This window comes from Pseudomonas sp. H3_E07 (assembly GCF_054668895.1).
Map to the genome: position 1 here is coordinate 1441039 of NZ_CP162795.1, position 23518 is coordinate 1464556.

A 23518-nucleotide genomic window follows, 5' to 3' on the forward strand; every position below is an offset into this window, starting at 1 on the left:
TTATGGCAGAGCCCAGAAGGTCAATCGCGCAGGTCCGACTCATGAATCGGCTGATCCCGGTGCGTCGCTCGCTGATATTGCGCCGGCCAGATGGCCTTGCGCCCGCCCAGGTCATCATCGGCATGCAACGGCCAGTACGGGTCACGCAACAGCTCGCGGGCCAGGAAGATGATATCCGCCTGACAGGTGCGCAGGATGTGCTCGGCCTGGGCTGGCTCGGTGATCATGCCAACGGTGCCGGTGGCCACGCCCGACTCTTTGCGCACGCGCTCGGCGAAGCGGGTCTGGTAGCCGGGGCCGGTGGGAATCTCGGCATTGGCGGCGGTGCCACCGGACGAGACGTCGATCAGGTCCACCCCCAAGTCCTTCAGGCGACGCGCCAGCTCCACGGTTTCATCGGGGTTCCAGCCGTCTTCCACCCAGTCGGTCGCCGAGACCCGCACAAACAGCGGCAGCTCTTGGGGCCAGACATCACGCACAGCCTGGGTCACTTGCAGCACCAGGCGGATGCGGTTTTCGAACGAGCCGCCGTACTGGTCCTGGCGCTGGTTGCTGATGGGTGAGAGAAATTGATGCAGCAGATAACCATGAGCCGCGTGGATTTCCACCACTTCGAAGCCTGCGGTCAACGCGCGCTTGGCGGCGGCGACGAAGTCGGCGATCACTTGCTGGATCTGGCCTTCGTCCAACTGCTTGGGTGGGGTGTGCTGGGGGTCGAAGGCAATGGGTGATGGCCCCACCGGTGTCCAGCCGCCCTCTTCCACTTTGACGCTGCCATGCTTGCCGATCCAAGGCCGATGAGTGCTGGCCTTGCGCCCGGCGTGGGCCAGTTGAATACCGGCCACCGCGCCTTGGGCAGCGATGAAACGCGTGATGCGTTGCAGCGGTTCGATCTGTGCGTCATTCCACAACCCAAGGTCCTGGGCGGTAATGCGGCCATCGGCAGTTACGGCGGTGGCTTCGGTGAAAATCAGCCCGGCACCACCGACGGCACGGCTGCCAAGGTGCACCAGGTGCCAATCATTGGCCAGGCCATCTTGCGCCGAGTATTGGCACATCGGCGAGACCGCGATGCGGTTTAGTAGGGTCAATTGACGGAGCGTGTAGGGTTCGAGCAGCTGACTCATGGCGCACCTCTTCTGGGTTCTGTGGGCACTATTCAAACGGTGCTTAGAGCCTAGTCGACAACGCTGGATTGCACAGGGTTCAGAAAGGAAAGCGGGAGCCGATTGCCGGCCCCCGTGCAGCAACAGCTTACATTTCGACCTGGGTACCCAGTTCGATCACCCGGTTTACCGGGAGTTTGAAGAAGCGCAGGTTGCCGTTGGCGTTCTTCAACATGAAGGCGAACAACCCCTCACGCCAGCGGGCCATGCCCTTGATCCGCGAGGCGATCACCGTTTCGCGGCTGAGGAAGTAGGTGGTGCGCATCGGGCTGAAGTCCAGGTCATCGAGGTGACACAACTTCAGCGCTTCGGGCACGTCCGGCTCGTCGGTAAAACCAAAGTGCAGGATCACGCGGAAAAAGCCTTCGCCGTAGGCGTCCACCTCGAACCGCCGTGCGGCCGGCACGCGGGGAATATCCTCGTAGACCACCGTCAGCAGCACCACTAGCTCATGCAGCACCTGATTGTGCAGCAGGTTGTGCAACAGCGCGTGGGGCACGGCGTCCGGGCGCGCGGTGAGGAACACGGCGGTGCCCTGCACGCGATGGGGCGGCTGCACGCGGATACTGCCGATAAAGATCGGCAACGGCAGGCCGCCCTCGTCGAGGCGGTCCACCAGCAATTGCTTGCCGCGTTTCCAGGTTGTCATCAGCACAAACAGCACGATCCCCGCCAGCACCGGAAAGGCGCCGCCCTGGATGATCTTCGGCACGTTGGCAGCGAAGTACAGGCCGTCCACCAACAGGCAGCAGACCAGGACCGGCACGGCCAGAATCGGAGGCCACTTCCACAGCAGCAGCATCACTGCCGACACCAGAATGGTGGTCATCAGCATGGTGCCGGTCACCGCCACGCCGTAGGCCGATGCCAATGCGTTGGACGATTCGAAGCCCAGTACCAGCAGGATCACACCGACCATCAGCGACCAGTTCACCGCGCCGATGTAGATCTGGCCCTGTTCGGCGCTGGAAGTGTGCTGGATATGCATGCGCGGGATGTAGCCCAGCTGGATCGCCTGGCGCGTCAACGAGAACGCACCGGAAATCACCGCCTGGGACGCAATCACCGTGGCCAGGGTGGACAACACCACCAGCGGGATCAGCGCCCAGCTAGGCGCCAGCAAGTAGAACGGGTTGCGCGCGGCTTCCGGATCACCGAGCAGCATGGCGCCCTGGCCGAAATAATTGAGCACCAACGCCGGCAACACCAGCATGAACCAGGCGCGAGCGATGGGTTTGCGGCCAAAGTGGCCCATGTCGGCGTAGAGGGCTTCGGCGCCGGTCAGTGCCAGCACCACCGCGCCGAGGATGGCCACGCCAATCCCAGGATGAGCCTCGAAGAAGCGCACCGCCCAGATCGGGTTCATGGCACTGAGCACTTCAGGGTGCAGGGTGATGCCATACACACCCAAACCACCCAGCACCAGGAACCAGGTCACCATCACCGGACCGAACAGCTTGCCGATATGGTCGGTGCCATGTTTCTGGATCAGGAACAGCGCGACCAGAACCACCAGGGCGATCGGCACTACCCATTTTTCCAGGCCGTCGAAGGCCAGCTCCAAGCCCTCAACAGCGGACAAGACGGAAATCGCCGGGGTGATCATGCTGTCGCCGTAGAACAGCGCCGCGCCGCACAGGCCACACACCACCAGGAAACTGCGCAACTTCTTGCGCTCCCCCGCCGCCCGTCGTGCCAGTGCGGTGAGCGCCATGATGCCGCCCTCGCCCTGGTTATCGGCGCGCAGCACGAACAGCATGTATTTGATCGACACCACCCAGATCAGCGACCAGAAGATCAGCGCCAGGATCCCCAGCACGCCGTCATGATTGACCTGAACCCCATAACCGCCGTTGAACACCTCTTTAAGGGTGTAGAGCGGGCTGGTCCCGATATCGCCATAAACCACCCCAACCGCTGCCACCAGCATACCAATCGGCTTGGCGTTTGAATGCTCGGCACCTGCTGCCTGATTACTCGCGTGACCCATCAACAACTCCTGCCCTTTGACCTGCGGTCTTTTATTACAACGCGTCTAAGCTGACCCTAGCATGCGCTGTTTTACTTCTCGTAACAGACGTTTTGTTGACCTTAGGACTTTACCTACGCGCAACGGCGCGAAGCATAGCGCAGCACTCGTCGCATTTCCCTGCATAAAGCTGGTCAAGTGCGTTGCCCGTCGCTAGAATTGCGCACTTTTTGATCAGAGGCGCACCAAGCGCCCGTCCGCAGCCCTGTCGTGCCCGACTGGCGGCGTCATTCAATACCGAGGTTAGACATGTCCACCACCATCGCAAAGGCCAACCCCAAGGTTGGCTTTGTTTCCCTGGGTTGCCCGAAGGCTCTGGTCGACTCCGAGCGCATCCTCACGCAACTGCGTATGGAAGGCTATGACGTTGTGTCCACTTACCAGGACGCCGACGTGGTGGTGGTCAACACCTGCGGCTTTATCGATTCGGCCAAGGCGGAATCCCTGGAAGTGATCGGCGAAGCGATCAAGGAAAACGGCAAGGTCATCGTGACCGGCTGCATGGGCGTGGAAGAAGGCAATATCCGCAACGTGCACCCGAGCGTGCTGGCGGTGACCGGCCCGCAGCAGTACGAGCAGGTAGTCAACGCGGTGCACGACGTGGTGCCACCGCGCCAGGACCACAACCCGCTGATCGACCTGGTGCCGCCGCAGGGCATCAAGCTGACACCACGCCATTACGCATACCTGAAGATTTCCGAAGGCTGCAACCACAGCTGCAGCTTTTGCATCATTCCATCGATGCGCGGCAAGCTGGTCAGCCGCCCGGTCGGCGACGTACTGGACGAGGCCCAGCGCCTGGTCAAATCCGGCGTCAAAGAGCTGTTGGTGATCTCCCAGGACACCAGCGCCTACGGCGTCGACGTGAAATACCGCACCGGTTTCTGGAACGGCGCGCCGGTAAAAACCCGCATGACCGAACTGTGCGAAGCCCTCAGCAGCCTGGGTGTGTGGGTGCGCCTGCACTATGTCTACCCGTACCCGCATGTGGACGAGCTGATCCCGCTGATGGCCGCCGGCAAGATCCTGCCGTACCTGGACATTCCGTTCCAGCACGCCAGCCCGAAAGTGCTCAAGGCCATGAAACGCCCGGCTTTCGAAGACAAGACCCTGGCGCGCATCAAGAACTGGCGCGAGATCTGCCCGGAACTGATCATCCGCTCGACGTTCATCGTCGGCTTCCCCGGCGAAACCGAGGAAGACTTCCAGTACCTGCTGGACTGGCTGACCGAAGCCCAACTGGACCGCGTCGGCTGCTTCCAGTATTCGCCGGTTGAAGGTGCCCCGGCCAACCTGCTGGACCTGGCCGTGGTGCCGGACGACGTCAAGCAGGACCGTTGGGAGCGTTTCATGGCGCACCAGCAGGCCATCAGCTCGGCGCGCCTGCAACTGCGCATCGGCAAGGAAATCGAAGTCCTGATCGACGAAGTCGATGAACAAGGCGCGGTTGGTCGTTGCTTCTTCGATGCACCGGAAATCGACGGTAACGTGTTTATCGACGACGCCAGCGGCCTGAAGCCGGGCGACAAGGTCTGGTGCACCGTGACCGATGCCGACGAATACGACCTGTGGGCTGAAAAGCGCGACTGATCGGTAACACTGTAAAAAGCCCTGCATCTGATCAAGATGTGGGGCTTTTTTAGGTCTATCGTTTGCCCATCGCCAATCATCGGCAGGGGCAGCGAGCATGCGTCGGCATTCGGTTATCCACACACCTAAATCCAGCGATTATCAAAAACTGACTGAAATCTGGGAGTCCTCGGTGCGGGCTACCCATGATTTCCTGCCGGACAGCTACATCGAGCTACTGAGGAACCTCGTGCTGACTCACTACCTGGACACGGTGATGCTGATTTGCACCAAAGACTCGCACCAACGCATCACCGGGTTTGCCGGCGTCGCCGCAGGCAAGGTCGAGATGCTGTTTATCGACCCGCAGCACCGTGGCCAGGGCCTTGGCCGGCAATTGCTGCGCTATGCGATCGAGCATATGAATGCCGACGAGCTGGAAGTGAACGAGCAGAATCCCCAGGCCTTGGGCTTCTACCTCAAACAGGGGTTCGAGGTGATCGGGCGCACGGAACATGACGGCCTGGGCCAGCCCTATCCGTTGCTGCATATGCGTTTGCGCCAGCAGCAACACCTGCGCAGTGGCTGACGAACCGAGGCGATGCCATCGCAGGCAAGCCAGCGCCCACAAAAAGCGACGGCACTGAAATGGGGCCGGGATTAACCGGCGCCAGGCAGGTACAATAGCTGCCCCCTTTTGCTACGGCCCATGTCATGACTGACCCCATACGCCTCTCCAAACGCCTTATCGAACTGGTCGGTTGCTCCCGTCGGGAGGCTGAGCTGTTCATCGAAGGCGGCTGGGTCTCGGTGGACGGTGAAGTGATCGACGAACCACAGTTCAAGGTCACCACCCAGAAGGTCGCACTCGACCCGGACGCCAAGGCCACCGTGCCCGAGCCGGTGACCATCTTGCTGCACGCCCCGGCCGGCATAGATGCCGAGACGGCCATGGCATCGATCAGCGCCGAGACGCTCTCGGAGGAACACCGCTTCGGCAAGCGCCCGCTCAAGGGCCACTTCCTGCGCCTCACCGCCAGTGCCGACCTGCAAGCCAAGGCCAGCGGCCTGCTGGTGTTTACCCAGGACTGGAAGATTCTGCGCAAGTTGACCGCCGATGCCGCCAAGATCGAACAGGAGTATGTGGTGGAAGTCGAAGGCGACATGGTTGCCCACGGCCTCAATCGCCTGAACCACGGCCTGACCTACAAAGGCAAGGAACTGCCGGCGGTCAAAGCCAGCTGGCAGAACGAAAACCGCCTGCGCTTCGCGATGAAAAACCCGCAGCCAGGCGTGATCGCGCTGTTCTGTGAAGCGGTTGGCCTCAAAGTCATCGCCATTCGTCGTATCCGCATCGGCGGCGTGTCCATCGGCAAGGTGCCGGTCGGCCAATGGCGTTACCTGTCCGGCAAAGAGAAGTTCTAAGCCGCCCTTTTTCCCGGCGCCGCCTGATGGGCGGCGCCCTCAGTTGAATACCAGGATTGCCCACCATGATTCACAACGACGTACTGCGCAGCGTGCGCTACATGCTCGACATCAGCGACAACAAGATGGTCGAGATCATCAAGCTCGGCGGCATGGACGTGACCAAGGACGACCTGCTGACCTACCTCAAGAAAGATGAGGAAGAAGGCTTCGTGTTCTGCCCGGATGAAGTCATGGCGCACTTCCTCGATGGCCTGGTGATCTTCAAGCGCGGCAAGGACGAAAGCCGTCCGCCACAGCCGATCGAAACCCCGGTGACCAATAACATCATCCTCAAGAAGCTGCGCGTGGCCTTCGAGCTGAAGGAAGACGACATGCACGCCATCCTCAAAGCCGCCGAGTTCCCGGTGTCCAAGCCTGAGCTGAGCGCGCTGTTCCGCAAGTTCGGCCACACCAACTATCGCCCATGCGGCGACCAGTTGCTGCGCAACTTCCTCAAGGGCCTGACCCTGCGGGTTCGCGCGTAAGCCATGAGTTACAACGTCTCGCCCGTCGGCTTCGTGCGCTCCTGCTTCAAGGAGAAGTTTGCCATCCCACGCCAACCGCAACTGGCACCGGCCGCCCGTGGCGTGCTGGAGCTGGTGGCGCCGTTCGACGGTGGCGAGGCAGTACAGGGCCTGGAGCAGGTCAGCCATGTGTGGTTGCTGTTCCTGTTCCACCAAGCCCTGGAAGACAAGCCCCGCCTGAAAGTGCGCCCGCCTCGCCTGGGTGGCAATACGTCCATGGGCGTGTTCGCCACCCGCGCCACGCACCGCCCGAATGGCATCGGCCAGTCAGTGGTGAAGCTGGACAAGATGGAGCCGGGGCGGCTGTGGATCTCCGGGATTGATCTGCTCGATGGCACACCGGTGCTGGATATCAAGCCGTATGTGCCGTATGCCGACATCGTCGACACGGCCACCAACGACATCGCCAGCGGCGCGCCGCAGCTGATCCCCGTGCAGTGGCTGAAGACTGCCCTGCAACAGGCACAAGGCCATGCCCAGCGCCTTGGCGAGCCACTGGTGGAACTGATCGATCAGTGCCTGGCACAGGATCCACGGCCGGCGTACCAGACGCCAGGGCCAGAACGGGAATATGGCGCACAGTTCTGGGACGTGGATGTGCGTTGGCACTATCCCGAGGCTGGGGTGATTTGTGTGCTGGAAGTGCTTCCAGCGGGATAAACCCCGAAAACCAGTGTGGGAGCTGCTTTTTGTGGGAGCTGGCTTGCCTGCGATTGCATCACCTCGGTTTAACTAAAGACCGAGGCGTCTGCATCGCAGGCAAGCCTGCTCCCACACAAGCTGGCTCCCACATTTTTGGATCAGTGTTTATTTCTCGACGAACGCCCGCTCGATCAAGTAATCACCCGGCTCACGCATCCGTGGCGAAACTTTCAGGCCGAAGCTGTTCAACACTTCGCTGGTTTCGTCCAGCATGCTTGGGCTGCCGCACAGCATCGCGCGGTCGTCCTCGGGGTTGATCGGCGGCAGCCCGATGTCGCTGAACAGCTTGCCGCTGCGCATCAGGTCGGTCAGGCGCCCTTCGTTTTCGAACGGCTCGCGGGTCACGGTCGGGTAATAGATCAACTTGTCGCGCAGGGCTTCGCCGAAGAACTCGTTTTGCGGCAGGTGCTCTGTGATGAATTCGCGATACGCGACTTCGTTGACGTAACGCACGCCGTGGCACAGGATCACTTTTTCAAAGCGCTCGTAGGTTTCCGGGTCCTGGATCACGCTCATGAAGGGAGCCAGGCCAGTGCCCGTGCTGAGCAGGTACAGGTGTTTGCCCGGCTTCAAATCGTCAAGCACCAGGGTGCCTGTCGGTTTTTTGCTGATGATGATCTCGTCGCCTTCCTTCAAGTGCTGCAATTGGGAAGTCAGCGGGCCATCCGGCACCTTGATGCTGAAGAACTCCAGATGCTCTTCCCAGTTCGGGCTGGCAATGGAGTAAGCGCGCATGAGCGGGCGGCCGTTGGGTTGTTGCAGGCCGATCATCACGAACTGACCGTTCTCGAAGCGCAGGCCCGGATCGCGGGTGCACTTGAAGCTGAACAGAGTGTCGTTCCAGTGATGAACACTGAGGACACGCTCGTGGTTCATGTTGCTCATGTACGGGGGACTCCTGGAAATGGGTCTGCGCCAAATGTAGTTGCGCAATTGCACAGCATTCTAATGGCGGCGACAATATCTGTTAACTGGATTATTAAGATAAGGGTTATCGGTTATATCGATATGCGATTTACTCTCCGTCAACTGCAAGTCTTCGTCGCCGTCGCCCAGCAGGAAAGCGTCTCGCGCGCTGCTGGCCTTCTGGCCTTATCTCAATCCGCCGCCAGCACCTCGATCACTGAGCTGGAGCGCCAATCCAGCTGCCAATTATTCGACCGCGCGGGTAAGCGCCTGAGCCTCAACGCGCTCGGTCATCAGCTTTTGCCCCAGGCGGTGGCGCTGCTGGACCAGGCCAAGGAGATCGAGGACTTGCTCAACGGCAAGTCAGGCTTCGGTTCCTTGGCGGTCGGCGCCACCCTCACCATCGGCAATTACCTGGCGACCCTGTTGATTGGCAGCTTCATGCAGCAACATCCCGAGAGCCAGGTGAAGCTGCATGTGCAGAACACTGCCCATATCGTGCACCAGGTAGCGCACTACGAAATTGACCTGGGTCTAATAGAAGGCGACTGCAGCCACCCGGACATCGAGGTGCAAACCTGGGTGGAAGATGAACTGGTGGTGTTTTGCGCGCCGCAGCATCACCTGGCCAAGCGTGGCGTGGCGAGCATGGACGAGTTGACCCATGAGGCGTGGATCCTGCGGGAACAAGGCTCAGGCACACGCCTGACCTTTGACCAAGCCATGCGCCATCACCGTAGCGCGCTGAATATCCGCCTGGAGCTGGAGCATACCGAGGCGATCAAACGAGCGGTGGAGTCAGGGCTGGGGATTGGCTGCATTTCACGGCTGGCGCTGCGTGACGCGTTTCGCCGTGGCAGCCTGGTGCCGGTGGAAACCCCGGATCTCGACCTGGCCCGGCAGTTCTACTTCATTTGGCACAAACAGAAGTACCAGACCTCGGCGATGCGAGAATTCCTGGAGCTGTGCCGCGCCTTCACCGCTGGGGTGCAGCGCAGCGACGAGATCGTGCTGCCGAGCATTGCCTGAGGGTTAGATCAGGATCACGCCCCAGACCAGGGTGATCATGGTCAGCGCGACGAATTGGGCGGCGCTGCCCATGTCCTTGGCATTTTTCGAGAGCGGGTGTCGATCCAGGGAGATGCGGTCGATCGCCGCCTCCACCGCCGAATTGAGCAACTCGACGATCAACGCCAGCAGGCACACCGCGATGAGCAAGGCACGCTCGACCCGGCTGACATTCAGGAAAAAACTCAGCGGGATCAGGATGACGTTGAGCAACACCAACTGACGGAACGCCGCCTCGCCAGTGAATGCTGCGCGCAGGCCATCGAGGGAATACCCCCCTGCATTGAAGATACGTTTGATACCGGTTTGACCCTTGAAAGGCGACATAGACGTAGGCAACTGAACCAAAGGAGTGGGGAAACTAGATCACGCAAAGTCAAAAAAGCGTGAATCGGGGGCCGCTTAGTGCTGCGAAATTGACTCAAGTTGTTGCAAGAGCAGCGCCGCCTGGGTACGCGTTCGCACGCCCAACTTGCGGAAAATCGCCGTCACATGGGCCTTGATCGTCGCTTCCGACACGCTCAGCTCATAGGCAATCTGCTTGTTCAACAAGCCTTCGCAGACCATGGTCAGCACGCGGAACTGCTGCGGTGTCAGGCTGGCAAGACCATCACGGGCAGCCTTGGCTTCGTCGGACACGTTGATTTCTTCAAACGCCCGCGGCGGCCAGGACACATCGCCATCGAGCACGGTGCGCACGGCTTTCTGGATATCTTCCATCGCACTGGACTTGGGAATGAAACCACTGGCGCCAAACTCCTTGGAACGCACCACCACGTCGGCCTCTTCCTGGGCCGAGACCATCACCACGGGGATCTGAGGATATTGACCGCGTAACAGCACCAATCCCGAGAAACCGTAGGCGCCGGGCATGTTCAGGTCGAGCAGCACCAGGTCCCAGTCGGATTTTTCGGTGAGGCGGGCTTCCAGCTCGGCAATGCTGGCCACTTCGACCAGGCGTACGTCCGAACCAAGGCCCAAGGTCACGGCCTGGTGCAGTGCACTGCGAAACAGCGGGTGGTCATCGGCTATCAGGATTTCGTATGTGGCCATTGATTAAATGATCCTGTTTTCAGGGGTGCCCTGATCGGCGCCCAGCATGCCCAGCGTAGCCTGGAGGGTCAAGCGCTACGCCCGTGGGGATTTTAGCGGGTTGCGGGTTCGTGGTGCCATCATGCAAACGTCGACTGGTTATACCGTCGAAATATAGGGAGCAAGGCGCGCATGAACAGAGTCCGCCGGATCCAGCGGCATCTGGAACTTGGCGGCCAGGTAATGGGTGCTGAATACATCCAGGTAGGCGTCCAGGACTTCACTGGCTACCCGATCATCCGCCAATTCAAGACACAGAGCGGCGACTTCGGCGGTGCAGAAGTGGTCGTCGCGCTTGGAACGCCGCAACTTGTAGCGCGACAGCTGTTCCGGCGCCAGGCTGAGCACCGGCAAATGCTCCAGGTAGGGGCTTTTGCGGAACATTTTGCGCGCCTCACTCCAGGTGCCGTCCAGCAGGATGAACAGCGGGCGCTTGCTCTGTCCCACCTTCACTTCACTGACCACACGCTCCGGCGCGACGAATTCGCCGGGGAATACGATATAGGGCTGCCACTGCGGGTCAGCCAGCAAGGTCAGCAGGTCAGGATCGACCTCGGTGCGCGACCAGGCGAACGCCGTGGTGTCGTCGATCACATCGGCGATCAGCCAACCGGTATTGCTGGGTTTCATGGGTTCCACGTCATGCATCAGCAGGCACATCGCTGAGGTTGCGGCGATTTTGGGTCGCCAGGCACACAGGCAATACTCAGGAATGACCCGGCAGCCGGGGCAGCGCTCGGCACGCGAACCACGATTGAGGAACGGACGGACGGCACGGGCCAGGCGCTGGGTGCGCAGTCGGGAAACGGCGTGGCTCATTGGATGCGCCGGTGGAACGGGTAAATCGACACGGAGAAAACTCGTGGACGGCTGAAGTGGTGGCAGTTTACCAGCGATACGCCTGGCTGTAGTGGCCAGGGCTCACCTATAATTGCGCGCCACTGAACGCACAGCGCAGTGGCTGGTCTATGCACCAGTAACCGAATCAGGAGAGTTTCATGCTGCGTTCCATGCTGCGTCTTGTCGCCCCATCCGTCGCCCTCGCGCTGGTATTGCCCGTGTGCGCCCAGGCGGCCTCGCTGCTGGAGGCCCAAATGAACCGGAAGCTGCAAAGCGTTGCGGCTGAGAGCAACAAAGACCTGCCCCGGGAAATCGACGAAAAAACCCTGGAAGTGGCCTACACCGTTGAAGGCATGCAACTGATCGATCACCTGAGCGTCTTGCCTGATCGCGCCGAACAGATGCGCGCCAACCCCAAGGCTGTGTATTTCCAGCTCGGCCAGAGCGTATGCCTGAACAAGGGCTACCGCGAGCTGATGGCCAAGGGTGCGGTGATGCGTTACGAAATCACTGAGAACAAGACCAACCGTCCTGTGGCTTCAGTAAAGTTCGTGGAAGCGGATTGCCCGGCACCGGCTGCGGCAAAAAAGAAAAAGTAACGGCTTGACCTTCGCGCGCTACCGTCCGGTGGCGCGCACTCCCCCCGCTTCAAGTCCTACCAGGCAGCTAGACTCCCTACTGGGCGGCCAATAAGTGGTTGCCAGCCAAGGGTTTTCCGGCCCATGATCAAGTCATCCCGACCTTTCATTCACAGCGCTTTTCATGCTGTTCTGTAACATTTTCAGGGCAAAAGAAGGTTGCCTCCCTGCGGCAAACAGCGACACAAGCAGTGTCGTAGCCTCCGGCGAAGGTGCCCTGCAAGAAGGAGAAGTTGAATGCCTTACGAACCGAATGACCGCCTGCTCCGACATTTTGAACAACACGGTACCGACCTCACGCAGCAGGTCGACGCACAACTCCAGCTGATCGCCCCCAACAGCCCGAACATCCCCTTGTATCGCGACATGATCCTCACCGTGCTGCGCATGGCCCAGGACGACCGCAATCGCTGGAACGCCAAGATCACCTTGCAAGCCATCCGCGAACTGGACAATGCCTTCCGCGTACTCGAACAGTTCAAGGGTCGCCGCAAGGTGACGGTATTCGGCTCGGCTCGCACCCCGGTGGAAAGCCCGTTGTATGCACTGGCCCGGGAAGTCGGCGCGGCACTGGCGCGCTCGGACCTGATGGTGATCACCGGCGGTGGGGGCGGCATCATGGCCGCCGCCCACGAAGGCGCGGGCCTGGAACACAGCCTGGGATTCAACATTACCCTGCCGTTTGAACAACATGCCAACCCAACGATTGATGGCACTGAGAACCTGCTGTCCTTCCACTTCTTCTTTACCCGCAAGCTGTTCTTCGTCAAGGAAGCCGATGCCCTGGTGCTGTGCCCAGGCGGCTTCGGCACCCTGGATGAAGCACTGGAAGTGCTGACCCTGATTCAAACCGGCAAGAGCCCTCTGGTCCCGGTGGTGCTGCTGGACGCACCCGGTGGCGGGTTCTGGCAAGGCGCCCTGGACTTTATCCGCAGCCAGCTGGAAGCCAATCGCTACATCCTTCCCACTGACCTCAAGCTGATACGCCTGGTGTACAGCGCCGAAGAGGCGGTGGACGAGATCAACCAGTTTTATGCCAACTTCCACTCCACCCGCTGGCTGAAACGCGAGTTTGTGGTGCGCATGAACCACCCACTCAGTGAACGAGCATTGGCCCATTTACAGAGCGAGTTTGCCAGCCTGCGGCTGAGTGGAGAGTTCCAACAGCTGGCGTATACCGGCGAGGAACATGATGAACCGAGGTTCAGCCATTTGACGCGGCTGGTGTTCAACTTCAACGGGCGCGATCAGGGCCGGCTACGGGAGCTGGTGGACTACATCAACCTGCCGGAGAACTGGGCTCAGGCTCAGGGCAAGGCACAGCAACGGGTGGCGCCGGAGCCGGCGTGATTTTCTGAGGCAAAAAAAAAGACCCACTATTTTCATAGTGGGTCTTTTGCTTGTTCAAGAGATCAGTCGTCCAAATCCCTGCCGCTCAATAATCGGCTGATCATCTCCATCGAAAACCCCCGATAGCTCAGGAATCGCCCCTGCTTCGCCCGTTCCTTGGCATCAATCGGTAGATGGCCAGAGAACTTGCGCCGCCAGGTGTCTTCCAACTGCGCCTGCCAGCTGATCCCGCACTCTCGCAGGGCAAGGTCGATATCGGCGCGTTGCAGGCCACGCTGGCTCAGCTCCTCGCGAATCCGCGCCGGGCCGTAGCCGGAGCGGGCTCGGTAGGAGACAAAGCTTTCGAGGTATCTGGATTCGGAAAGCAGTCCCTCTTCCGTCAGGCGGTCGAGGGCGGTTTCAATCATTTCGGGCTCCGCGCCGCGCTGACGCAGTTTACGCGTCAGCTCGACTCGACCATGCTCGCGGCGAGCGAGCAGGTCCATCGCAGTGCGCCGAACGGCGACGAGTGTATCCAGTACAACTGTCATCGCGTGCTTCAGATGTCAGTATCAGCTTCTTCCACTTCTTCAACCGGCTCGCGGTTGGCGGCAGCTTTCACGTCTGGAGCGGCGGTCAGCAGCTTGTCGCGAATCTGCTTTTCAAGTGTGGCAGCAATGTCCGGGTTGTCCGCCAGGAACTTGGCCGAGTTGGCCTTGCCTTGGCCGATCTTGCTGCCGTTGTAGGCATACCAGGCACCCGATTTCTCGACGAAACCGTGCAACACGCCCAGGTCGATCATCTCGCCGTTCAGGTAGATACCCTTGCCGTAGAGAATCTGGAACTCGGCCTGACGGAAAGGCGGAGCCACTTTGTTCTTCACGACTTTGACGCGGGTTTCGCTACCCACAACCTCGTCACCTTCTTTCACCGCGCCAGTACGGCGGATATCCAGACGGACCGAAGCGTAGAACTTCAGCGCGTTACCACCGGTGGTGGTTTCCGGGCTGCCGAACATCACGCCGATCTTCATACGGATCTGGTTGATGAAGATCACCAGGCAGTTGGCGTTCTTGATGTTACCGGTGATTTTACGCAGCGCCTGGGACATCAGACGGGCTTGCAGGCCCACGTGCATATCACCCATTTCGCCTTCGATTTCAGCCTTAGGCACCAGGGCAGCCACGGAGTCGACCACGATCACGTCGATGGCGTTGGAGCGCACCAGCATGTCGGTGATTTCCAGGGCTTGCTCACCGGTGTCTGGCTGGGAAACCAGCAGGTCGTCAACGTTGACGCCCAGTTTGCCGGCGTATTCAGGGTCCAGGGCGTGCTCGGCGTCGACGAACGCACAGGTGGCGCCCATTTTCTGCGCCTGGGCAATGACCGACAGGGTCAGGGTGGTTTTACCGGAAGATTCAGGACCGTAGATTTCAACGATACGGCCTTTTGGCAGGCCGCCAATGCCGAGCGCGATGTCCAGACCCAGAGAGCCAGTGGAAATAGCCGGGATCGCCTGACGGTCGTGATCGCCCATACGCATTACGGCACCCTTGCCGAATTGACGTTCGATCTGACCCAGGGCCGCAGCCAAGGCTTTCTTCTTGTTGTCGTCCATTAAAGTCCTCACGTAATCAATAAGGCCGGGGCGGCCAACACCTGTATAAGTAGACAGTATTGTTCCACAAAGATCGGAGATCGCCTACCCCTGATTTTCTATTTCTGCTGCAGCTCGTCGCAACAAGCCCTCTAGCGCGGCCTTTACCGTTTGTCGGCGGACCTCGTCGCGGTTGCCGGTGAAGTGTTCAACTTCGGCCGTGACGTCCTCGCCCACGCCGAAAGCCAGCCATACAGTGCCCACCGGTTTGTCCGGCGAACCGCCATCCGGCCCCGCCACACCGCTGACGGCGACAGCAAAACGCGCCAGGCTTTTTTCCTGTGCGCCGCGGACCATCGCTTCCACCACTTCCCGGCTGACAGCGCCGACTTTTGAAAACAGCATTTCCGGCACATTCAGCTGCCGGGTCTTCTGACGGTTGGAATAGGTGACATACCCCGCCTCGAACCAGGCCGAACTCCCCGGAATCCGCGTGATGGCTTCCGCGATTCCACCGCCAGTGCAGGACTCGGCAGTGGTGACATGGGCATTGAGCACCTGCAAGCGGCGCCCCAATTCAGCAGCCAGTTGAGTGATTTCCTTCACGGTCGTCTCCAGACGTGGGCGGGGGTTCGCCTACCCTACAGGAGCCGCTCGCACGCGCAAGTGACGGACTGTCTCAAGACGCTAACGGGCGACGGCACGCACGTAAGCCTGGCACGCGCGCAAGGCGATCAAGGCGCTGTCACCGTCGTCGGTGATGCCGATAATTCGCTGAGCATGCGCCGGGTCAAGTCGGGCTCGCGGGGCTGCATGAACCACGCTGCCGGGGGCGGTGGAGGCTGGCACCGGACAGCCACTGGAAGCGTCGAGAAGGACTGACAACCGCACATCAGCAGTGGCCAGGCGGTCGCGCAAAATAGCTTGGTTACGTTGGGCATCGCTCAACTCCCGGGCATGTCGTTGATCATCGGCACTGAGCTGTTGCTCAAGGGCCAGCCGCTTATCCTGCTCGACCTGCTTCTGGTACAGGGCTGCCTGCGTCTGCGCTGCCGACAAATGTGCGATCTGCGCCGCGTACCGCCAGGCCTGTACCTGCCACACAACCGCCATCAGCAGGCATACACCGATCAAGCGGCACGCGCCTAAGAAACGCACAACACCGCCTTCGCCCGCGCCCATAACCGCAAGCGATCCTCCAGCCCATTGAGCCCGCCATTGATACGTCGCGTGATCGCAGTGAATTGATCCTTGTCGGCCAGTTCGTTCAGGCCGTTGCGTTGCCAGAACCAGGCCGCCGACTCGGCCGCCCATTGCGGCTGCTCCAGCAACGTCGGTTCCCGCAACAAACGATCATCGCCGAACAGTGCCTGGCTGCAAGACAGGTAATTGCGGCGTCCGGTAATCTGGATCAGCCCCCTGCCCCGGTATTTCTGGCCGTCGCCGTCGGCTTCGGGTGTGTTGCCCAGGCGTGCGGCCAATGCGCCAGTATCGTACTTGCTCAAATATTCATCACTGCCCAGTTCACGCACGTAACGCAATTCGCCGGACTCATGACCGACCTGGGCGAGAAACGCAGCAATGCGCTTGGGTTGACCGATCTCAAACCTGGACATTGCCATGTTCAGTGCGGGCAAAAAAAGAGCCCGCTCCAAGGCGGGCTCCCGGCAGGATTTGAAGCAGTTGGGGCAGTGTTATCAGCATGGTTCCTCACTCGGCCGGGGACAAACCACTGGCCTTGATCGCACATCGGTAGCTCTCTTTGCGCTTGCCGCTGGCAGTCACACTGTCGATCGACCAACGACCCCGCATAAAGCCAGGCCAGGACTCGTCCAACAGCAACAGCCCTTCGGCGCCAAATGAGGGGTTTCCAGGGCAGATCACACTGACCTGCAAGCCCTCACGGCCCACTCGACGCATCTCGCCCTCAGCGGCAGTTCTGGCTTCAGCCTCGCTCTGGTAACGCTGCGTCATGACCTTGAACGGCGCGCCCCCCACCTCCACCACGTGTTGTTTACCGGCGGCTGCATCCCACCAGCGCGCTTGGGCGCCGGAGTAGGTCGCGCGGCTGGTTTCAGTAAAGCTGGCGGAAACAAACGCACGATCTCCCGGACGGTTATCACGGGTGATCGACAGCTGCACATCCGGCAAAACCTTGCCAGACAGCGACTTGATCTGCCCTTTGCGGCCCAGCACATACAGCTCGTCGACGGGTTTGGCCACCGCATCGAACCGCTTGGCCAACCGCGTCAAAAACGCCATGTCGCTTTCATTGGTCTGGTCGATATGCTGGATCTGTTCGCCTTCCAAGTCATGTGCCACACGCGGTGAGAAGCCATGGCGAGTGGTCAACTGGCGAAACAGCGCCCCCAGGCTGATCGGCCCGTGACTGGCGGTTCGTCGCTTCTTGAACTCGGGTTCATCAAAAGGCGCTGCCGTCGCCACCAGCACCACGCGCAGCGGAAACAGCGACGGCGTACGCTGAGTGATCTTGAAACGCCCTTTATCCACCAGGCCGGATTCCCGGTAGCCAACGCGCAGGCCGATATGCCCGCCCAAGCCAGGCAACCCTTCAAGGCCTTCGATGTCGAGGGTCAACTTCAACTGATCGGACACGAAACCCGCCAAATCGGTGTGTTCCCACTCCAGTAGCCGCTCGTTGAGCAGCGCGGCGTTGTCGCCGTAAATTTCCACCACCGGTGTAAATCCAAGTGTCATGGTGACTCCTTAATCCCAGGCCGAAACCGGCTGATTGGCGGTCGGTTGTGTCTCCAGTTCAGGCACAATCACGTTGACGCCCGCAGGCAATACCGCGCCCTGTTCGGCCAATTCAGGATTCAAGCGCCACAACACTTCCTCGGCCGCATCATCACAGCGCCCTAGCTCGCGGTAGAGCAGCAGGTTCACCGAATCACCCGCAATACTTCGTACCCTACGCATTGACGAACTCCTCCAGTACCACCGACCAATTGATCACCATCGCCGTACCGTCATCGATGACGCTGGACTGTTTTTCGTCCACCGACTTGATGGTCCACAGCCCCCAGCTGAGGCCTACGCCGTCGACCAAAGGCAACGGCACACGAAGGGCTTGCAGCGCACGCAACTCATCCAGCCGCGCCATACCCTGTGCACGTGCGGCCTTGCCACCAAAGGCGAGCGTTTCGAGCGCCTGGCCGACCTGGCTGGACTTGGGTTTACCGGCCACGATCTCCAGGCTGACCCAACCCCCACTGCTTGCACGGTCCAGGGTGTCGTAGGCAAACCCACGGGACAGCCCAAAAATAAAGGTGCCCAATGCCATCTGTTGTCGCATCACGCTACTCCTGTATCAGTCAGGGCCGAGTCACGTCGCGTCGCCAGCAAGCTGTCCATCGGCAACGGCGTGAATTGAGCCTCAATCTGTTGCACCACCAGCGCAGCCAGTTGCTGATAGCTGGCCTGTTCAGGTGCGTTGATCGTGATGTGCGGGGAGAAGGTGAGTTGGCGGTTGTCAGCCTGGGCGTTGCTCAGGTGCTTGCCGACATCTGCAGGCGCCGGCAGACGGTCCCTAGGCCCGAACAGCTTGTCACCGAGCCAAGCGCCCGCCTCACTGCCGAGCAAGCCTCCGATTGCTCCGCCGACAGCAGTCCCCACACCGGGGAAAACCAGCGTGCCGATGGCTGCACCCGCAGAGGCTCCAGCCCAGGCGCCACCGGCCGTGCTGAGGCCGGCGCCGATGGCCTTGACGTCGCCATTGCGTACGCCTTGGGCCACATCCATGGCCGTGTCGACATACCTCAACGGGCCAAGACGGCGGACGGCGGATGACTCCAACTTCGCCAGGGTGCCCGACAACCCGGCCGCCAGGCCTTTGCCCGCACCGCGCATCAGGGGACGGGATGTCGGAAGTGCTGCGGAGGAGGCAAACGACCGACCGGGAAGACCGGTCGCGGCCTGACTCGCACGCGTGCCCTCGAATGGAAGCTGCCGCTGGACCACGACATTGAGTGGAGGCGACACCTTGGCCGCAGACACAGCACGTGGCGACTTGAGATCCATGGCCCTTCTGACCACGCTGGTCTTGACCTCGCGCGAGCTGGATTGACGGGTCTTGCTACGCGGGCCACGCGGTTTTTTCCGGGTGTCTTTAGGGCGCGCTTTTTCTTGCGCCCTGGCGGTCTTGCCCACACCCTCAGGCACCTGTGACTGCACCGGTTCCAATGACCCGCGAATATCCGGAGGAAGGGCTCCCGTGCAGCAGCACTCCTTACCTTTGTTACCGTCCTTGTCCTCTTTAAGCCACTTGGCGGCCGTGGGATACCTGTCCGCCACGGCATCAAGCGCTTTGCCTGAAAGCCTGTCTTTGGCCTTATCCCACAAACCGCTGACCACCTCCTTGCCGACGAACTTAACGGCATCGGTTCCCATCTCGAGACCCTGCTCGCGCCAGGAACGGGTAGCAGGCTCGGGCTTTTTTGGCTCACTTGCGCCAGGTGCAGCAGTGACATCAGCTGTCTTGGTTGCCAGCGTTTGTTCGCGGGCGGACAGCGTGCTGTTGAGGGTCTCCAGCGTCTCGCGCAACCGGACTTGCTCTTGCGTCAAGGCATTGAGGCCGGTACTGACAGTCATCAGCGCCGAAGTGAGCGGCGGCTGCGGCTGCGGCTGCGGCGCAGCCTCCAGGCTCACCGGTGCGGCAAGGCCTGCGGTAAACGGTGTGAGCACACTGCCGAGGTCCGCATCGCCGATCATCCAGCGTAAATCCTCCTGGACGAGCCGGACCCCATATTTAGTCTCTTGCATCCCGCTTACTCCTGTTTAACGCCAAGGCGAGTGATCGCGATGTCGTAGCGGCGCAATGCTTTTGCGGCATCCCAATCCAGGATCTCCGCCTCATTGACCGAGTAAACCAGCGGCACCACATCGAGGATCACGTCGATGTCGCGTTGCGAAAGAAAGCCGCCGGTTGATTTAAAAAATCGTCGATGCGCTCCTGCAATTCGGTCCAGTCGGGCACAGTCAGGTTGGCGAGATCGGGGATCATCAGGCCGCTGCAATGAGCGGTGATGAACTCGGCGCGCTCTTTGTTGGTGGCGAGTTTTTTCATTACCTTGGTGGCGCGCAGGGCGGGCATTTCCAGGGACAGCTCGGTGAAGGTACGGCCAGCAGCATCGAGGGGCTGCAACAGTTGGATGGGCTGGTCGTGGGTCGATTCCGCCTGCCCGTCGAGGAAGAACGATGCAGGACGTGTCGACATCTCATGTACGTATTGGGCGATGGTCACGTAGTCCGGGCGCTTGAGTTGGTCGAGCTCTTTTTCCGACAGGCCGGTGGCGAGTTTCGCCAGTTCGAAGAACTGGTCGTCCTCGTCATCACCGGCCCGGGCCAGCGCCTCTTTTTGCGCGGCGTAGTACAGCGGCTTGAGTTGCACCTGCTCGATCGTCGCGCCGGTGTCGGCGGTGATCGGCGAGAGCAGGGGGTGCAGCGGTGGCATCCAGGCCATGGGGTAGCTCCTTGGTGAAGTATGGGGGCGAGCGAACCCGCCCCCGGAGGCATTACGGCATCAGCACGGCGCGGCGCGCATCGCCGAGGATGTCGACGCCGTTGAGCACGAATTTCTGGGTGCGTACGTCGATGTCGATCACCGGAATGCCGTTTTCCAGACGGTTGTAGGTGCGGCAGGAGAGTTCCAGGGTGGTGGTGGCCTTCTCACCCATTTTCAGCTTCGCTTCCTCCAGGGATTTGAGCTTGCCGCCCACGGTGTGATAGGTGAAGTAGGTCTTGCCATCCTGGTCCTGACCGGCCTCGCGAACGTTCAGCAGGATGTCATCACCCAGGCGCACGCCCAACGCCAGCATGATTTCCGGGCCCGCACCTTGGAGGATCAACTTGGCGCCCAGCACCTTGCCGCTCTTGGCCATTTCCTCGGCAATGAAGCGCCCGCCGGACATGGGCTCCATGTCGAACTCAATCTTCGGAGGGGTAAATTCTTCCACCGTCGCGGACAACGGCAGGCCTTGAAGGGTGGCCGCAATGGCCTGTCTGACTCGGTTGGTAAACATTAGAGAACGTCCTCCAGGAACTGCTCGATGATTTCATCGCGGGCATTGAGTTGATAAATCATGTGTTCGTTCGGCGCGTACCGCCCGTAGTCGATGACGATGAACCAGGTGCCGTTCTTGTATTTCTCGACACTGTTCAATTCCGGGTGCAAGTACACGCTGCCGCCGGGGATGGTTTCGTCGGCGACCAGGGTTTGCAGCCAATCGTTGATGCGCTTGACCTCCTGGTCCATGAAGGACTTGGTGAGGTTCTTGGCCATGGCTTTCTGGCCGGCCTTGACCAGCTTGCGGCTGATCGCGTCCTCCAGGCCGACGTAGCTGATGAACTTGCCGGTGATGGAACGGTTACCCAGCAGCGAGAAGCCGCCAAGGATCGTGCGAGCGTAATAGCTCACGCCGTAGCGATTGAGCAGGTCGCCTTCGGTGGACGTGTCGAGGATGTTGTACTCGACGACGCGGGAAACATCCTCTGCGAACGTCACCTGATTGCCTGGGCTTTCCCACTGCTTGACCTTGGCCAGCGCAGCGATCGCCAGGGACGACGGCGCAAGGAACACGTTTTTCTTCGCCGCCTTGGAGTACACCGACGGCATGTTGTGCACCAGCAGGCAACGGTCGAAACCTAGGTCGGCACCGCCCAGCTCGCCGCTGTAGGTCACTTGGTCGGCGACGCTTGCGTCTTTGCCGTCCAACACCACACGCGCTTTGATGCGCTTGCCGAAGGAGGCAAACTCACCGGCTACAGCTTTAGTGCCGGTGAAGCCTGGGGCACCGATGATGGTCAGGTCTTCCGGCACGCTGGCCAGCGCGGCCAGGCCGAGTTTGCGACCGGTGACCGGCTCATCGCCGCCGATCACATTGTTGATCGTGTCAGCCGGGGTGGCGCCCTCCTCCACGATCACGACGTAGACCGGCACCTTCACGACCTTGAGGATCTGATACACGGCATGAAACAACGTGCCCGACTCAGTACCCGTGGGGTCCAGCAGCGCCTGGGTGGTGAAACTGTTGATGCGGAACGGCGCGTTTTTAGGGATCGACGCGTGTGCCTTCGGCGCAGTGCCGACCAGGCCGATGACATTATCGCCGAGGCCACCCATGGCCTCGGGGGATTCGGTGGCATTCACGGTGATGCCGTTGTGCTCGAAGTTAAGAACCTCAGCCATGGTTAGTCAGCCTTCTTGGGGGTGGAGTTGAGGACGCTGGTCAGTTCCAGACGGCCGGCGGTGCGCAGGGCGGATGCTTCGACGTCCAGCAGTTGCAGTTCCTCGCCGGCGGTGGACCAATGGCCGTTACCGATGGGGAATGGGATGAGGACGGTGTAGGTTTGGCGGTCAGACATGAGTGGAATTCTCCGGGTGTAAAACACCAAAGCCCCTGCGAGGAGGGGCTTTGGGGAGGCGAAAAAAAACCGCTTTCGCGGCGAGGCTTCAGGTACGGTCAGGCAGTGGGTAGAGCGCCTTGATTTCGGCAACTTTGTCACGCCAGGCTTTTTCTTTTTCGGGGGTTTCGTCGTATTGCCACTCGAGAAACAAAGGATCGGCTGCAGTCATATAGAGCGTGCGACGCGCAGAGATAACACGTTCCAGCTCGGCGCTATCTTCAGCTTCATTGACGAGTTGATCTACAAGGACTTCGTCAAACCCAAGCGCTTTCAAAATGAGACGGTCCGCAGGAACATTGATGAGCGTCTCACCCGATGCCAACAGTAATTTTTTGATAGACCCAACCATATCAAACTCCTTTCACTGCATAGCGCAGATCGTTATCCAATGTGTAAGCCAATCTGCTTTCCGGGTAGGTCTCTCCAAGTTCGGGGGCGGTCATCGCAAACGGCTTCACCTTCCAAGAGATTTCATATTCAGGTGTCACGGCTTGACTCAGCTCAACCTCGGCATCGGAGCGGCTGAACTTCACAGGTTCTTCAAAACTCTTGGTGACGATATATGTAAGTCCGCCACGCAAGTAGCAACCCGATTCCTGTGGGGACGAGACCAAAGTGCCGGGGGTCTGGTTAAGCCAGATGGGTTTAAGGCCGGTGACCGGACGGACATAAGACAACATACCGAATTGTGCGCGCCGGACGGTCTCTCGATACGTTTGGGAGATTCGTTTAATGGTCAGAAAGTTTGCGTCCCCATTCCACGGGATCCCACAGCCCTCCATTTGCAGGTTCAGACCCGCAACATGCGCTTCAAAATTGTTATTGAACGGATTGAGGCCTGCGTCCAATGCGTAGTTCCTGGAAATAACAATCTCCGACATACCTTTTTCGTTACCCGGCATCCGCCACCAGACGGGGTAGAAAATGTTGGTAGATAGTCCCGTAAGATCGATCGTCTGTGTGTAGGAAGCACGACCGTTGATATCCTTAGCTTGTACGCTGTTACGCCACGCAGTGAACTGGGCCGACGCCGTCTCCACGCGAGCATCTATTTTTCCAATTTGATTGGTTACTGTTTCGGTAAGCTTATTACATGCATCTACAACTTTTGTGATAGTCGCTTCAATTCCCATCATCAACTCCCTGTCGATTCTGTATTCTCATTA

Annotated in this window: 29 protein-coding genes and 1 pseudogene; 8 read left to right on the forward strand and 22 right to left on the reverse strand. The window is 60.1% G+C overall.

Features of this window, described 5'->3' with window-relative positions; genetic code table 11:
- Positions 1-20 precede the first annotated feature (20 nt).
- Both AB4O08_RS06565 and AB4O08_RS06570 read right to left on the reverse strand, forming a co-directional pair.
- Entirely contained in the window at positions 21-1127 is a 1107-nt protein-coding gene (locus AB4O08_RS06565; RefSeq protein WP_460114762.1) for an NADH:flavin oxidoreductase/NADH oxidase, read from the reverse strand.
- Between the two features lie 127 nt (positions 1128-1254).
- Positions 1255-3156, reverse strand: coding sequence for a potassium transporter Kup (locus tag AB4O08_RS06570; protein WP_460114763.1), 1902 nt, complete (start codon positions 3154-3156; stop codon positions 1255-1257).
- Positions 3157-3444: 288 nt separating this feature from the next.
- Between AB4O08_RS06570 and rimO the strand changes: the two genes are divergently transcribed.
- The 5 genes from rimO to tsaA all read left to right on the forward strand — a co-directional run bounded on the left by rimO (position 3445) and on the right by tsaA (position 7415).
- Positions 3445-4785, forward strand: a complete 1341-nt coding sequence (rimO, locus tag AB4O08_RS06575) for a 30S ribosomal protein S12 methylthiotransferase RimO (RefSeq protein ID WP_005785474.1) — start codon at positions 3445-3447, stop codon at positions 4783-4785.
- Positions 4786-4882: 97 nt separating this feature from the next.
- On the forward strand, positions 4883-5353 hold the full coding sequence (locus tag AB4O08_RS06580; protein ID WP_021492456.1) for a GNAT family N-acetyltransferase: 471 nt from the start codon (positions 4883-4885) through the stop codon (positions 5351-5353).
- Between the two features lie 125 nt (positions 5354-5478).
- On the forward strand, positions 5479-6189 hold the full coding sequence (locus tag AB4O08_RS06585) for an rRNA pseudouridine synthase (protein WP_042571732.1): 711 nt from the start codon (positions 5479-5481) through the stop codon (positions 6187-6189).
- A 65-nt stretch (positions 6190-6254) separates the two neighbouring features.
- Complete coding sequence (locus AB4O08_RS06590; protein WP_010212675.1) at positions 6255-6716, forward strand: YehS family protein; 462 nt, start codon at positions 6255-6257, stop codon at positions 6714-6716.
- Positions 6717-6719: 3 nt separating this feature from the next.
- Entirely contained in the window at positions 6720-7415 is a 696-nt protein-coding gene (gene tsaA / locus AB4O08_RS06595) for a tRNA (N6-threonylcarbamoyladenosine(37)-N6)-methyltransferase TrmO (RefSeq protein ID WP_154847032.1), read from the forward strand.
- A 147-nt stretch (positions 7416-7562) separates the two neighbouring features.
- On the opposite strand, the gene fpr is transcribed toward tsaA, so the two are convergent.
- Positions 7563-8342: a ferredoxin-NADP reductase gene (fpr, locus tag AB4O08_RS06600; RefSeq protein WP_003189055.1), complete on the reverse strand. Its 780-nt coding sequence runs from the start codon at positions 8340-8342 to the stop codon at positions 7563-7565.
- A 123-nt stretch (positions 8343-8465) separates the two neighbouring features.
- Between fpr and AB4O08_RS06605 the strand changes: the two genes are divergently transcribed.
- Positions 8466-9392 carry a LysR family transcriptional regulator gene (locus AB4O08_RS06605; RefSeq protein ID WP_010212678.1) on the forward strand — a complete coding sequence of 309 codons (927 nt, stop codon included), beginning with the start codon at positions 8466-8468 and terminating at the stop codon, positions 9390-9392.
- 3 nt (positions 9393-9395) lie between these two features.
- Here AB4O08_RS06605 and AB4O08_RS06610 read toward each other — a convergent pair whose 3' ends face one another.
- From AB4O08_RS06610 to AB4O08_RS06620, 3 genes are all read right to left on the reverse strand, one after another.
- A complete protein-coding gene (locus AB4O08_RS06610) occupies positions 9396-9758 on the reverse strand; it encodes a diacylglycerol kinase (protein ID WP_010212679.1) in 363 nt (120 codons plus the stop codon).
- A gap of 75 nt (positions 9759-9833) precedes the next feature.
- Complete coding sequence (gene erdR, locus AB4O08_RS06615) at positions 9834-10484, reverse strand: response regulator transcription factor ErdR (RefSeq protein ID WP_021492458.1); 651 nt, start codon at positions 10482-10484, stop codon at positions 9834-9836.
- A 138-nt stretch (positions 10485-10622) separates the two neighbouring features.
- Entirely contained in the window at positions 10623-11342 is a 720-nt protein-coding gene (locus AB4O08_RS06620) for a tRNA-uridine aminocarboxypropyltransferase (RefSeq protein ID WP_460114764.1), read from the reverse strand.
- Positions 11343-11521: 179 nt separating this feature from the next.
- Here AB4O08_RS06620 and AB4O08_RS06625 point away from each other — a divergent pair, with 179 nt between their 5' ends.
- Positions 11522-11962: a PA3611 family quorum-sensing-regulated virulence factor gene (locus AB4O08_RS06625; RefSeq protein ID WP_010212685.1), complete on the forward strand. Its 441-nt coding sequence runs from the start codon at positions 11522-11524 to the stop codon at positions 11960-11962.
- A 276-nt stretch (positions 11963-12238) separates the two neighbouring features.
- Complete coding sequence (locus AB4O08_RS06630; protein ID WP_010212688.1) at positions 12239-13351, forward strand: LOG family protein; 1113 nt, start codon at positions 12239-12241, stop codon at positions 13349-13351.
- A 62-nt stretch (positions 13352-13413) separates the two neighbouring features.
- Here the strand turns inward: AB4O08_RS06630 and recX are convergent, their stop codons facing one another.
- The 16 genes and pseudogenes from recX to AB4O08_RS06710 form a co-directional block, all read right to left on the reverse strand.
- Positions 13414-13881, reverse strand: coding sequence for a recombination regulator RecX (gene recX / locus AB4O08_RS06635; protein WP_021492459.1), 468 nt, complete (start codon positions 13879-13881; stop codon positions 13414-13416).
- An 8-nt stretch (positions 13882-13889) separates the two neighbouring features.
- The gene (recA, locus tag AB4O08_RS06640) at positions 13890-14948 is read right to left on the reverse strand and encodes a recombinase RecA (protein ID WP_003189042.1); all 1059 of its coding nucleotides are present in this window, start codon (positions 14946-14948) and stop codon (positions 13890-13892) included.
- Between the two features lie 84 nt (positions 14949-15032).
- The gene (locus AB4O08_RS06645) at positions 15033-15533 is read right to left on the reverse strand and encodes a CinA family protein (RefSeq protein ID WP_010212691.1); all 501 of its coding nucleotides are present in this window, start codon (positions 15531-15533) and stop codon (positions 15033-15035) included.
- Between the two features lie 81 nt (positions 15534-15614).
- Positions 15615-16109, reverse strand: coding sequence for a lysis system i-spanin subunit Rz (locus AB4O08_RS06650; RefSeq protein WP_010212694.1), 495 nt, complete (start codon positions 16107-16109; stop codon positions 15615-15617).
- A pseudogene (locus tag AB4O08_RS06655) lies at positions 16073-16631 on the reverse strand (glycoside hydrolase family 19 protein). Before AB4O08_RS06655 ends, AB4O08_RS06650 begins: the two are co-directional and overlap by 37 nt.
- 6 nt (positions 16632-16637) lie before the next feature.
- A complete protein-coding gene (locus AB4O08_RS06660; RefSeq protein WP_010212698.1) occupies positions 16638-17645 on the reverse strand; it encodes a contractile injection system protein, VgrG/Pvc8 family in 1008 nt (335 codons plus the stop codon).
- A gap of 9 nt (positions 17646-17654) precedes the next feature.
- Positions 17655-17867: a tail protein X gene (locus tag AB4O08_RS06665; RefSeq protein ID WP_010212700.1), complete on the reverse strand. Its 213-nt coding sequence runs from the start codon at positions 17865-17867 to the stop codon at positions 17655-17657.
- Positions 17860-18243: a phage tail protein gene (locus AB4O08_RS06670; protein ID WP_010212701.1), complete on the reverse strand. Its 384-nt coding sequence runs from the start codon at positions 18241-18243 to the stop codon at positions 17860-17862. Before AB4O08_RS06670 ends, AB4O08_RS06665 begins: the two co-directional genes overlap by 8 nt.
- Complete coding sequence (locus tag AB4O08_RS06675) at positions 18243-19709, reverse strand: tail tape measure protein (RefSeq protein WP_460114765.1); 1467 nt, start codon at positions 19707-19709, stop codon at positions 18243-18245. The genes AB4O08_RS06670 and AB4O08_RS06675 overlap by 1 nt, the downstream gene beginning before the upstream one ends.
- Before the next feature lie 5 nt (positions 19710-19714).
- A complete protein-coding gene (locus AB4O08_RS06680) occupies positions 19715-19840 on the reverse strand; it encodes a hypothetical protein (RefSeq protein WP_010212704.1) in 126 nt (41 codons plus the stop codon).
- Entirely contained in the window at positions 19837-20409 is a 573-nt protein-coding gene (locus AB4O08_RS06685) for a phage tail assembly protein (protein WP_010212706.1), read from the reverse strand. The genes AB4O08_RS06680 and AB4O08_RS06685 overlap by 4 nt, the downstream gene beginning before the upstream one ends.
- A 52-nt stretch (positions 20410-20461) precedes the next feature.
- Entirely contained in the window at positions 20462-20968 is a 507-nt protein-coding gene (locus tag AB4O08_RS06690) for a phage major tail tube protein (protein ID WP_010212707.1), read from the reverse strand.
- Positions 20968-22134, reverse strand: coding sequence for a phage tail sheath protein (locus AB4O08_RS06695; RefSeq protein ID WP_042571729.1), 1167 nt, complete (start codon positions 22132-22134; stop codon positions 20968-20970). Before AB4O08_RS06695 ends, AB4O08_RS06690 begins: the two co-directional genes overlap by 1 nt.
- A gap of 2 nt (positions 22135-22136) precedes the next feature.
- Entirely contained in the window at positions 22137-22310 is a 174-nt protein-coding gene (locus AB4O08_RS06700) for a hypothetical protein (protein WP_010212710.1), read from the reverse strand.
- An 88-nt stretch (positions 22311-22398) separates the two neighbouring features.
- Positions 22399-22701, reverse strand: a complete 303-nt coding sequence (locus AB4O08_RS06705) for a hypothetical protein (RefSeq protein WP_010212711.1) — start codon at positions 22699-22701, stop codon at positions 22399-22401.
- Position 22702: 1 nt separating this feature from the next.
- Positions 22703-23485, reverse strand: coding sequence for a hypothetical protein (locus AB4O08_RS06710; protein ID WP_010212713.1), 783 nt, complete (start codon positions 23483-23485; stop codon positions 22703-22705).
- Between the last annotated feature and the right edge of the window lie 33 nt (positions 23486-23518).